We start from the raw sequence: 12159 nt of genomic DNA on the forward strand, positions 1-12159 counted from the left end.
GAGCTCGTTGAAGGGAATGGTCAGCAAAGGTGGTTCGGGTTTGACCGCAGTGCAACCGGGAGCGACGATGAGGAATGGATCGATTGGTCTCATGGGGGTGGTGCTCGTGGCTGGCTCGTCCAGCGCGCAGTCCATCACGATCGAACAGATCACCGGGGCGCCGTTCGCGCAGGCCTTGGCGGTGGGGGGCGGAACCGTCGCCTGGGTTCACAACACCCGCGGAGTTCGGAACGTCTGGGTTGCGAGCGGGGCTGACCTCAAGGGTCGGCAGCTGACCAGCTACTCCCAAGACGACGGGCAAGAAATCGATGACGTCGTGGTGTCGCCGGATGGCAAGGCGATTTTCTACGTGCGGGGAGGCGATCCCAACCGGCGGGGGGAGATTCCGAACCCCACCAGCGATCCAGGCGGCCAAGAGCAGGCGATCTGGCGAGTAGCCCTGGCCGCCGGGCCGCCGGTGAAGGTCGGGAATGCCTCGGGCCCAGTGGTGTCGCCGAAGGGCGATTGGGTGGCGTATACCATGGCGGGCCAAGTTTGGGTTGCCCCGGTGACTGGGGCAGGCGAGGGCAAACAACTCTTCAAGGCCCGGGGGGCCGCCGGAGAGTTGGCGTGGTCGCCGGACGGGAGCAAGCTCGCGTTTACCAGCAATCGCGGCGACCATGCCTTCATCGGGGTCTTCGACCTGCCGGGGAAGATCATCCGGTGGATCGCCCCGAGTGCCGATCGCGACGGGGCCCCGGCATGGTCGCCCGACGGGAACAAGATCGGGTTCATTCGAATTCCGGCTGGATTCGATCCGCCGCTCTTCGGGCCGATGCGGACCAACCGGCCGTGGTCGATCTGGGTCGGCGACGTGGCCTCCGGGCAGGCCAGCCAGGCGTGGCGGGCAGCCGAGGGCCGCGGCAGCGCGCCGCACCAGATCGAGGGGCCGAGTCTGCTGTGGGGCGCCGGTGACCGGCTCGTCTTCCCCTGGGAGCGGGATGGCTGGGCCCATCTGTATTCGGTCGCCGCCTCGGGTGGTGACGCGGTGCTCTTGACGCCCGGCGCCGGCGAAGTGGAGTACCTCGCGATGACGCCCGACCGACAGTCGGTCATCTACAACAGCAACATCGGGGACATCGACCGGCGCGATCTCTTCCGGGTGCCGGTGGCCGGCGGCGCCCCGGTGGCGCTGCTCCCGACGGACGGCATTGAATGGGCCCCCCGCCCGATGAGCGATGGGCGGATCGCCTTCCTTCGCTCGGACGCCAAGCACCCATCCCATGTCGCTGTTCTGGCTGGCGGCCAAGCTCGGGCGTTGGCGCCGGAGGCGATGCCGGCTAACTTTCCCGTCCAGCGCTTGGTTGAACCAAAACAGGTGGTGTTCTCCTCGGCCGACGGGCTGCTGATCCACGGACAGTTGTTTCTGCCGCCGGACCTGAAACCGGGGGAACGCCGGCCGGCGATTGCGTTCTTCCACGGCGGGTCCCGGCGCCAAATGCTGCTTGGCTTCCACTACATGTTCTACTATCACGGTACCTACGCCATGAACCAGTGGTTGGCCAGTCAGGGCTACGTAGTGTTGTCGGTGAACTATCGGAGCGGTGTGGGGTACGGGATGGAGTTTCGGGAGGCCTTGAACTTCGGCGCGACCGGTGCCTCGGAGTACTATGACGTGCTGGGGGCGGGCGGCTATCTTCGCGGTCGTCCGGACGTTGACGGGGCCAAGATCGGCCTCTGGGGCGGTTCGTACGGGGGCTACTTGACCGCGATGGGTCTGGCCAAGTCTTCCGATCTGTTCGCCGCCGGTGTCGACATTCACGGGGTGCACGACTGGAATTCCGGGACCCAGAATTTCGTGCCGAGCTACAACCCGCTCGAGCGGCCCGAATCCGCCCGGTTGGCATTCGAATCGTCACCGCTCCGATGGGTCGATACCTGGAAGTCCCCGGTGCTCCTGGTTCATGGCGACGACGACCGTAACGTCAACTTCAACGAGACGGTCCGGCTGGTCGAAGCGCTCCGGAAGCAGGGGGTTGAACCGGAGCAACTCGTCTTCCCGGACGACGTTCATGACTTTCTGACGTATGCCAATTGGAACCGCGTCTACCATGCCACGGCAGAGTTCTTTGCCCGCAAACTGATGGGCAATCGATGAGTCGAACCATTGTCGTTGGGGCCGGCGTGATCGGGTTGGCCTGTGCCTACTCGCTCCGGCGTCGCGGGCGCGAGGTGGTGGTCGTCGATATGGGCCTCCCCGGTGAAGCCTGTACCAAGGGCAACGCCGGGTGGATTACGCCCTCCATCTCGGCGCCGATTCCGGCCCCGGGCCTGACGTTGACGTCGATCAAGTGGATGCTCAAGAGCGATAGCCCGCTCTATATCTCTCCGGTGGCTGCCCCGGGACTGGCCCGGTGGCTCTGGCGGTTCTGGCGGTACTGCAATCCCCGCGATTTCGTGGCCGGGCTCAATGCGGTGGCCTCGCTGAATCAATCGACCCACGCGGCCTTTGCCCAGCTGGAACGCGATGGGGTGGCCTTCGAACTCCATCGGGATGGATTGCTCTTCGTCTTCAAGGACGAGGGGTACATGGAGAACCTCCGCCGGGAGTTCGACTACTACAAGAACTACGGCTACTCGGTGCCGGACCGGATGTCCGGTGACGACATCCGCCGGCTCGAGCCGGGCGTGTCAGCGGCCGTCACGACCGGATTCCTGGTCAAGGAGGAGGCCCACGTCCGCCCGGAGACCCTCGCCGCCGGATACCTGGCGAAGCTCCGGGAGCTCGGCGTCGAGGTCAAGAGCGGGGTGCGGGTCGTCCGGGCGGCGCGGACCGGCGGGCGGGTCACGGGGATCGAGACCGACAGCGGGTCGCTGTCGGGCGATGAGGTGTTGGTGGCCGCCGGGGCTTGGTCCGGCCAAGTCACCGAACTGTTCGGGGTGCCGCTCCCGGTCCAAGCCGGCAAGGGCTACAGCATCACCGTAAACGGCGGTGGCCCGAAGTTGACCCGGCCCGTTTATCTGGGCGAGGCCCGGATTGGATGTTCGCCGTTCAACGGCTCGGTGCGGTTTGCCGGGACGATGGAGTTGTCCGGGATCAACACGGAGCTCGACCGGCGCCGGGTCCGCGGCATCCGGAAGGGCATCGGCGACTACCTGGCGGAGCCGCTTGGGGAAGCCGAGGGAACCGAATGGGTGGGGATGCGGCCGTTGACGCCGGACGGCCTCCCGATGTTAGGCAAGGTACCTGGATTCGACAATCTGTTCCTGGCCACCGGGCACGCGATGCTTGGCGTCACCCTGGCCCCGGTCACCGGGGAAGTGATGGCCGATCTGATGACCGGCGAAGGAAGTCCGATCGCCAAGCCGTTCGACCCCGGCCGGTTTCGGTGGTAGATGTCAAATCGTCGGCAAAACCATTCGAACATGGTCGGCAAACGCGCTGACGAGTGCCGCCGGCTGGTCGCTCTCGAATTTCAACGCAATGCTCACACTGGGCAACGAGGGTAGGCCGCTATCCAGGGGCAGAATGTGCAGATCGGCTGGCACCGCCGTCTGGGTCAGCACCGCAATCGCTTGGCCGGATCTCACCACCGCCGTCAGGCCGGCCACACTGCCGCTGGCGAAGGCGACCCGGTAGGCTATTCCCGCCCGCTCGAGGCACTTCCGGGCGGCCTGATGGTCGATCGCGTCGCGGTCTCCCAGGGCCAGTTGCAGCGGCTTCTGGCTCACGGCATTGGATCCGATGGAGCCCACCCACACCAACGGTTCGCGGCGAATGATGGCTTCGCCTTTCTCGTCTTCCGGAAAGGACGTCAGGGCCAGATCCAATGCATGGGTCTTCAGTCGTTCGAGGAGCCGCGGCGTGGAGGCGCAAAACACCTCCACCATGACCTGCGGGTGCCGCCGCGCAAAACCGCGGAGCAAGTGGGGCAGGAACACCGCCGCATAGTCGTCCGGACACCCGAAACGGATCGTCCCGGACAAACCCTTGCCGGATAGTTCTGCCATGGCTTCGTCGTGGTAGCGCAGGATTCGCTGGGCGTGAACTAGGAGTCGCTCGCCCTGGGTGGTCAGGATGACGCCGCGTCCGGTTCGGTTCAGTAAGGACTGACCGACGATCTGTTCCAACCGTTTCACCTGCATGCTGATGGCGGCTTGGGTCCGTCCCACCCGGGGAGCGGCCCGGCTGAGTGCCCGGGTCTCCGCGATCACGGTGAAGGTCCTGAGCAGCTCAATTTCCAGATGAGCCGTCACGGTGCCAGTCTTTCCGCCACCCGCCGAGCGCTCTCCGGATCCAGGAAACCCTGAACCGTTGCGGATGCCTCGGCAGCCATGACCTCTTCCAGGCTGGACGACGGCGCCAGCGCCAGGATCCGCTTCAGGTCCGCGACGCGCTGCGCGGGTAACTCTGCAAGGCGCCGGGCCAAGGTGATCGCCTCAGATCGCAACTGGGCTTCCGGGACGACCTTCCAGAGCAGTCCCCATTCCAGCGCTTGGGCGGCGTCGAATCGTTCGCCAAAGTAGATCAGTTCACGGGTCTTCTGGGGGCCGATCAACCGTGGAAGCAACGCGGTAACGGCGCCGGTGACGAACAGGCCCAGCTTCACTTCCGGGAAGAAAAAGCGAGTGCCTTCGGCCGCGATCGCAAAGTCGCAGTTGATGACCCACTCCAATCCGGCCCCGACCGCCCAGCCGTGAATCGCACCGATGACCGGCTTCTGGCCAAGGACGATGGCGCGGGTGACGTCCTGAATCCGGTCGACGAAGCCGGGGAGCGCCGTATCGCCGGCCAACTGCGACTCGAACTCCTTCAGGTCGTCACCGGAGCAGAACGCCCGGCCAGCCCCAGTCAGGACGATGGCACGGATCTGGTCATCCTGGTTGGCCCGATTGAGCTCCCGGGTGAGGTCTAGGACCAACTCCGGCGTGACGGCGTTGAGCCGAGCGGGGCGATTCAGGGTGACGACGCGAACGCCGTCGAACGGGTCGTCGGTGAGTACGGTACTGCCAGTGCGGTGAACCACCATCCGACCTCCTCTAGTGCACGACGGGTAACCACACGGCGGTCGGCTGGGCCTTGGAGCGGAGAATCGTGATTTCCGCCTTCCGGTAGTCCGCCGGCTTGGCAAAGAAGATGTTCGGCACGAAAGTCTGCGGATTGCGGTCATACAACGGGAACAGGGTCGACTGGATCTGCACCATGATCCGATGCCCGGGCTTGAAGACGTGGTTCACGTTGGGCAAGTCGAATCGATAGCGCTGCGCCGTATTGGCCGGGATGGCGGTCGGATTCGAAAAGCTTTCCCGGTACCGGCCCCGGAAAATGTCCATGGAAATTGGCAGCTGATATCCGCCCAGCTGAGGTTGGGCGGGCATTTGGGCCGGGTAGACATCGATCAGCTTGACGACGAAGTCGCCGTCGCTGCCCGTGGTCATCGCGCGGATATCGGCCACCGGAATGCCTTGGACCCGGACCGGCTCGGTCAGCACCGCCGTCTCATACGCCAGCACATCGGGACGGCCGTCCACGAAGCGCTGGTCTTGCACCAGCCATTTGCTCCAGGGGTCATAGGAGGAGCCCAGCGTTTCCGATGTCATGCTGCCAAAGGGATCGCGCACCGGCCGGGGCATGAAGGGGACGGGTTTCGCGGGATCGCTGATGTACGGATCGCCGCCGTCCGAGACGGTGGGCTGCTCGAAGGACAAACTGAAGCCGGTAGTGGTGTATAACGGCGTCATCCCGCCGGCGCAGCCGCGCTCACACACGGTGGGCCAACTCTCAAACCGTTCCCACCGGTCCTCCCCCGTGTTGAACACCGTCACCGGCGCCAGCTTGGCCGGAGGCCCGCCGCGGAGGTGCTCGTCGAAGAAGGGCATCAGGATGTCGCGGCGATATTGGATTGCGGTGTTGCCGTTCCAGCGGAACGGGCCGAGGGCCCAACCGTCGCCGTGGACCTGGATGTGATTCCACGGGCCCAGCACCAGCCAATTGTTGGCCTGGCGACCGGCCGCCTTCAGGGCCAGCCATGCGTGATTGGCGCCCCACATGTCTTCTTGATCCCAGAGACCCTGCGTCCAGAGCGTGGCGACTGCTCTCGGCGCTCGGGCAACGAGCAGCTTGTCGAGCGCCTGACTCTCCCAGTACTCGTCGTAGGCCGGATGGGCCATGGTGCGGACCACCCAGGGTAGCTGCTCGAGGCCGTGGACCCGCGCATAGTCACCGGTCGAGCCCACCCGCAACAGTTCATCATACTTGTCGTAACTGTCGCTCAGCGTCACCGCGCCCGCGCCGCGCTGCCCGGTCTGCATCTGGATATAGCCGAGCATGAGGTTACGAAAGGCCCCGTAGTGAAACCAATCATCCCCCATCCACGCATCGACCACCGGACCCTGCGGTACCACGGCCTTGAGCGCCGGATGCGGCTCGAGAAGGGCCATAACGGCCGTAAACCCGTCGTAGGACCCGCCGATCATACCCACGTGGCCATTCGTTTCCGGGGTGTTCTTCACCAACCAGTCAATGGTGTCCCAAGCGTCGGTCGCGTGGTCCACGGACGTGGGATTCGACGGCCCGCGCGGGGGACGGGTCATCACGTAGTCGCCTTCGGATCCGTATTTGCCGCGGACATCTTGGTGGACCCGGATGTAGCCCGCCTGCACGAGGTAGTCAGGGGTGGCCGAGGCCTCGTAGGGCGTCCGCTCCAATACGATGGCGGCATTCTTGGCGCCCTTGGGGATCATGATGATCGTGTGGAGCTTCACCCCGTCGCGCATCGGAATCAAGACGATCCGCTTGGCGTAGGCCAGATCGGGAACCTTGTTCTTGAAGGCCTTGGGGACATCGTTGAAGGTCTGGCTCACTGCCGCGCGCGCCGGTGTCGCCACCGCGCTGAGGCCGGCGGCCGCGACGAGGCCCAGGGCGAAGGATCGGATGTGCTGCGGGCTCATGGGGTGGTCCTTTTGGTCAGGTGACCTTCAGTAGTGCCTCGACCGCTTCGTATGGATCACAGGTCTTGTCCACGACTTGCAGCACCGCGTCGTCCAGCTGCTGCGTGCCCAACCGAAGCGCCAAATCCCGGAGGACCCGCTCCTGGAGGAGGATCTGGATTTCATTCCGCATCGCGTCCGCATGGCGCCGGCGCGCCTCGCCACTCTCCGCGGCCCAGGCCCGATGCTTGTCGATCGCGGCCATCAGGTCCTCGATGCCGGTTCCGTCCTTCGCCGAGGTCTTGACCACGGGTGGCTTCCACGCGAGCCGTGAGGCACCGAGGGTCAGCATCTGCGTCAGGTCCCTGACGGTCTCGTCCGCGCCGGGCCGATCGGCTTTGTTGACCACCAAGACATCGGCAATTTCCATGATGCCGGCTTTGATCGCCTGGATGTCGTCGCCCGCGCCTGGAATCGTCAGCAGGCAGACGGTATCAACGACCCGTGACACCTCGATCTCCTGCTGTCCAACCCCGACGGTCTCGACCAAGACGACATCGAAACCCAGCGCATCGAGCAGGCCGACGACTCGCTTCGTTGCCCGCGCCAGGCCTCCGGATGTGCCCCGGTTCGCCATGCTCCGAATGAACACACCCGCATCCAGGTAGCGATCCCGCATCCGGATCCGATCGCCGAGAATGGCGCCGCCGGTGTACGGGCTCGACGGATCCACGGCCACGACCGCGACGCGCTCAGCCGTTTGTCGGTACCCCGCCGTCATCGCCGAGACGAGGGTACTCTTTCCGGTCCCAGGAGGCCCGGTGAACCCGACCACGATGGCGCGGCCCGTTTGCGCGTAGGTCGCCCGGATGATGTCGGCCGCTTCGGGCTCCTCGTTCTCGACGATGGACAGGAGCCTCGCGATATACGCGATCCGGCCCTGCCGGGCGCCCTCGAGCAGCTGCCCGACGTCGTTCATCGCCTAACCACGCGCTGCCTGCCAGCGGGCACCACGGCGATGGCGGTGGCCTTGACCACCAGCGCCGGCTCTGCCAGCACGTTGGCGGCTGAATCGGACGGGTCGGCCAATTCGATGATCTTGTAGGCGGTGCACTCAAAGGTCCGCGAGGTGGTGCCGACCGCCCGAAGCGTGGCCCGGACTTCGAGGTAGTCCCCGCTCCGCACGGGGACGAGAAACTCGCTCTGCATCGCGCGCATCAGCCCTTCGTCGCCATCGTGCCGAATGAGCACCTCCGTCACTGCGTCTCCGAACAGCTGAAGAATGCGCGCGCCATCCACCAAGCCACCGGCATAGTGACCGTCGGCCGTGGACATCCGGAGCCGAATCAGACTCTCCATTGGAGCACTCATGTTAGGCCGACCTCGAAGCGAAGACCTGATCCCGGAGCTGGCGCCGGGCAATCTTGCCGATCCCCGTCCTCGGTAGGTCCGGCATGATATGAATCACTTTGGGGCGCTTGTAGCCGGCGAGTCGCTCGTGGCAAAACGACATCAACTCGACCGCGAGCGTGGTGGCGCCTGGCGACAGCGTCACGAACGCGTGAACCGCCTCGCCCCACCGGTCGTCGGGAACCCCGACCACGGCCGCCTCGCTCACGTGCGGATGGGTCAACAGCACGTTCTCGATCTCGGTCGGAATGACCGTGATGCCGCCAGTCTTGATCATCTCTTTGATCCGGCCCTCGAGGATCAGGAACCCCTCCTCGTCAAACCGACCGATATCACCGGTTCGCATCCCGCCCCCTCGCATGACCTGCGCCGTGGCCGACTTGTCCTGCCAATAGCCGGCAAACAAGGTCGGGCTCTCGGCGACGATCTCGCCGGATTCCTGCGGCCCCGGCACGCCGCCATCCGGGGTGAGCAGATAGAGTCGAGCACCGGTCATGGGGCGGCCCACGGTGCCGATCTTTCGGATCTGATCGGACGGGCTCATGACCGTGAGGCAGAGGTGTTCCATCATGCCGTAGAACTGAACGAATGCGACGCCGGGCATCCGCTCGATCAAGGCGGCAATCAGCGGTGCCGGCATCGTTTCCGACGCATAAGAAATCGTCCGCAGCGATGGCGGGATGGCGGTTGGAGCGACCTCCAGGAGGCGGCGAAGGGTCGTCGGCACCGCGTCGAAGTGAGTGACCTCCCAGATCCGGGTGGCCTCCCATACGGCGGGTGCGTTGAACTCCGGTAGGATGATATGGGTCGCGCGCACCAGCGTCAGCGGAATCAGGTGCTCCATGCACGACGAGAACAGCGGGAGGAAATGGAGCGTGCGTTCGCCGTCCCGGAGGCTGAGCTCGAGGCCCATGGTCAGGGCCGCCGCCAGCAGGCTCCCGTGCGTATGCACCGCCCCTTTGGAGCGTCCGGTCGAGCCCGAGGTAAAGAAAACGACGGCGGGATCAGCTGGAACGACCGGCGTCAGCGAATCGAGCGGCGTCGCCCGGGCCAAGTGGGTCGGGTAGGTATCTTCGAGAGAAAGCACGCAGTTAACGCCGGCGGCCTCGAGTGCGGTCCCGCACCCCTTGATCGCGGCGGCCTGGGATGGCCCGACGATCAGGACCTTCGGACGAATCTGCTCGAGCGCGACCAACGCGTCATTCCAGGTCCACCAGTGATCCAGCGGCGAGGTGATCGCGCCTAACATCGGAACCCCGAATAGCACCTCCACGAACTCCGGCCGGTTCGGGGCCCAATAGGCGACCCGGTCGCCCTTCTCGACGCCGAGCGTCGTCAGCGCCCCCGCCAGGCGGCGGGCCCGATCGTAGACCTCGGCGTAGCTCCACGCGGTACCGCCGTAGATTACCGCGTCGCGGCTCGGTTCGGACAGCGCCGCGCGCGCCAGCAGGGCATCCAGCCGCGGCGCGCTACCGCGTTCCGCCATCCTCACCGGCTGGCCTGCCACTGCCGAACGTATTCGACGATCTTGGCCGTCGGGGTGCCCGGGCCGAACACCTCGGCCACGCCAAACGCCTTGACCTTCGGAATGTCGGGTGGCGGAAGGATCCCGCCCATCACGACCAGCACGTCCTTGACCGCCTGGGCGCGAATGGCGCGACAGATCTCGTCGGCGAAGTGCAAGTGGGCTCCCGACAGGATGCTTAAGCCCAGCACGTCAGCGTCCTCTTCCACCACCGTGCGGGTGATCATCTCGGCGGTCTGGAAGATTCCGGTATAGATCACTTCCATGCCGGCGTCACGGAAGGCTCGGGCAATGATCTTCGCGCCCCGGTCATGCCCATCGAGTCCCGGCTTTGCCACCACGACACGTAACGGCTGTTGCTTCATGGGTCCTTGCCCCTCTCAGCGCGATTAGTAGACGATGGGCCCGCGATAGGTACCGAACACCTCGCGGAGTACATCGCACATCTCTCCCACGGTGGCTTGCGCTTTCACGGCCCGCGCCACGGCCGGCATCACGTTGTCGCCGGACGTGGCGGCCTGCTTGATGTCCTTAAGCGCGCTCGTCGTTTCGGCTTGGCCGCGCGAGCGCCGGATGCCCTGGGTCCGCTTGATCTGCCGTTCGCCGAGCCCCGGGTCGAGTTCGAACGGGTCGAACGGCAGCGCCTCCTCGGGGTCAATATGGACGTTCATCCCGACCATGAACTCCTTCTGGGTCTCCAAATCGTGCTGGAAAGCCGCCGCGGAGTCGGCAATGTGCCGTTGGATGAAGCCGTCCTCGATCGACTGGACCATGCCGCCGCGATCCAGGACCTGCCGAATCAACGCCTCGGCCTCTTCCTCGAGGCGGTTCGTCAGGTTCTCGACGTAGTAGGAGCCACCCAGCGGATCGACGACGTCGGCCACCCGGGTCTCGAGCGCCAGGATCTGTTGGGTGCGCACCGCGATCTTGATCGCGCCCTCGGAGGGAATCTGAAACGCCTCGTCCTTCGAGTTGGTGTGGAGCGACTGCGTCCCGCCGAGGATCGCCGCGAGCGCTTGGATCGCGGTCCGCGCGATGTTGTTGTCCGGCTGCTGCGCGGTCAGGCTGACCCCAGAGGTCTGACAATGGGCCCGCATCATCCAGGATCTCGGATCCTTGGTGCCGACCCAGTCCCGCATGATCCGCGCCCACAGCCGGCGCGATGCCCGGAGCTTGCAGATCTCCTCGAAGAAATCGTTCTGGATGTTCCAGAAAAACGAAATCCGCGGCGCCACCGCATCCGCCGATAGGCCGCGTGTCACGGCCTCGGTCACGTAGCAATGCCCCGCGGCGAGCGTGAAGGCGAGCTCCTGTACCGCGTTGGCGCCCGCATCGCGGATGTGATAGCCCGAGACGCTCACCGGGTTGTAGCGCGGCATCGTCTTGGCCGCATACTCCATCGTGTCGACGACCAGGCGCACCGCCTGGGCCGGCGGGTAGATGTACTCGTTTTGGGCGGTGTACTCCTTCAGAATATCGTTCTGACAGGTGCCGGTGATCTTCTCCTTCGCCACGCCTTGCTCTTGGCAGACCTGCTGATACATGCCGATCAGGACGAACGCCGAGGCATTGACTGTGTACGAGGTCGACACCTCGTCCAGCGGAATGTCCGCCATCAGCAACCGAACATCGTCGATCGTGTCCACGGCCACGCCGATCTTGCCGATTTCAGGCACCGCAATCGGATGATCGGAGTCGTAGCCCAGTAGCGTCGGCAGATCGAAGTCGGTCGACAATCCCGTCTCGCCGTGGGCGAGCAGGTACTTGTATCGCCCGTTGGTGTCTTCCGCGGTCCCGAACCCCGCCACTTGGCGGAGCGTCCACGGGCGGGCGCGGTGCATCGTGGCGTGCACGCCGCGGGTAAACGGGTACTCACCGGGAAGACCGATCACCTTGGCGGCATCGCCGCTCGGGACATCGGCGGCCGTGTAGACATCGTCAATCGGAAGGCCCGAAAGCGTCGTGAACGCTTCCTTCCGCTTCGGCAGCCGGTCGAGACTCGCGGCGAGGGTGGTGCGCTTCCAGGTCGCGGCATCGGTCGATGCCTCACCGTGCGACTTCGGCTCGGGCGGTTGGCTCATGTCACGCTCCTCTTCTCCCAAAACGGGGGTCGGACGGCAACTCGGGTAAGGTAGCGAAAGGGGTCGACAGGATCAAATGCTACTAATACCTCTTATGAGAGGCATTAGAAAGTGTTGTACGTCGGTTCTCAGGGTGAGCGGATGTCAGCGCGTCTAATGCTTCACATAAGAGCTATTAGTAGCATTTGATCCTACCGCCTGGTTTCGCTAGCTTGTCCGCGGTGCCGCTCAGAC

At 65.0% G+C, this 12159-nt stretch carries 10 protein-coding genes; 2 read left to right on the plus strand and 8 right to left on the minus strand.

Features of this window, described 5'->3' with window-relative positions:
- The first annotated feature begins 67 nt into the window (after positions 1–67).
- The gene (locus EXR94_03650; protein ID MSR01823.1) at positions 68–2137 is read left to right on the plus strand and encodes a S9 family peptidase; all 2070 of its coding nucleotides are present in this window, start codon (positions 68–70) and stop codon (positions 2135–2137) included.
- A complete protein-coding gene (locus tag EXR94_03655; GenBank protein ID MSR01824.1) occupies positions 2134–3375 on the plus strand; it encodes an FAD-dependent oxidoreductase in 1242 nt (413 codons plus the stop codon). The genes EXR94_03650 and EXR94_03655 overlap by 4 nt, the downstream gene beginning before the upstream one ends.
- 3 nt (positions 3376–3378) lie before the next feature.
- Here the strand turns inward: EXR94_03655 and EXR94_03660 are convergent, their stop codons facing one another.
- From EXR94_03660 to EXR94_03695, 8 genes are read right to left on the minus strand one after another with little or no spacing between them, the layout of a single operon-like run.
- A complete protein-coding gene (locus EXR94_03660; protein ID MSR01825.1) occupies positions 3379–4236 on the minus strand; it encodes a LysR family transcriptional regulator in 858 nt (285 codons plus the stop codon).
- Positions 4233–5009 carry an enoyl-CoA hydratase/isomerase family protein gene (locus EXR94_03665; GenBank protein MSR01826.1) on the minus strand — a complete coding sequence of 259 codons (777 nt, stop codon included), beginning with the start codon at positions 5007–5009 and terminating at the stop codon, positions 4233–4235. Before EXR94_03665 ends, EXR94_03660 begins: the two co-directional genes overlap by 4 nt.
- A 10-nt stretch (positions 5010–5019) precedes the next feature.
- The gene (locus EXR94_03670; GenBank protein ID MSR01827.1) at positions 5020–6930 is read right to left on the minus strand and encodes a CocE/NonD family hydrolase; all 1911 of its coding nucleotides are present in this window, start codon (positions 6928–6930) and stop codon (positions 5020–5022) included.
- A gap of 16 nt (positions 6931–6946) precedes the next feature.
- Positions 6947–7888: a methylmalonyl Co-A mutase-associated GTPase MeaB gene (meaB, locus tag EXR94_03675; GenBank protein MSR01828.1), complete on the minus strand. Its 942-nt coding sequence runs from the start codon at positions 7886–7888 to the stop codon at positions 6947–6949.
- Positions 7885–8268 (minus strand): 3-aminobutyryl-CoA ammonia lyase, encoded by a 384-nt coding sequence (locus EXR94_03680; GenBank protein ID MSR01829.1) that lies wholly within the window; start codon positions 8266–8268, stop codon positions 7885–7887. Before EXR94_03680 ends, meaB begins: the two co-directional genes overlap by 4 nt.
- A gap of 13 nt (positions 8269–8281) precedes the next feature.
- Positions 8282–9805 carry a long-chain fatty acid--CoA ligase gene (locus tag EXR94_03685; protein MSR01830.1) on the minus strand — a complete coding sequence of 508 codons (1524 nt, stop codon included), beginning with the start codon at positions 9803–9805 and terminating at the stop codon, positions 8282–8284.
- 2 nt (positions 9806–9807) lie between these two features.
- Positions 9808–10209, minus strand: a complete 402-nt coding sequence (locus tag EXR94_03690; GenBank protein MSR01831.1) for a cobalamin B12-binding domain-containing protein — start codon at positions 10207–10209, stop codon at positions 9808–9810.
- A 24-nt stretch (positions 10210–10233) separates the two neighbouring features.
- Positions 10234–11925, minus strand: coding sequence for a methylmalonyl-CoA mutase (locus EXR94_03695; protein MSR01832.1), 1692 nt, complete (start codon positions 11923–11925; stop codon positions 10234–10236).
- Positions 11926–12159 lie beyond the last annotated feature (234 nt).

The sequence above is a fragment of the Gemmatimonadota bacterium genome (assembly GCA_009692115.1).
Taxonomy (GTDB): domain Bacteria; phylum Gemmatimonadota; class Gemmatimonadetes; order Gemmatimonadales; family GWC2-71-9; genus SHZU01.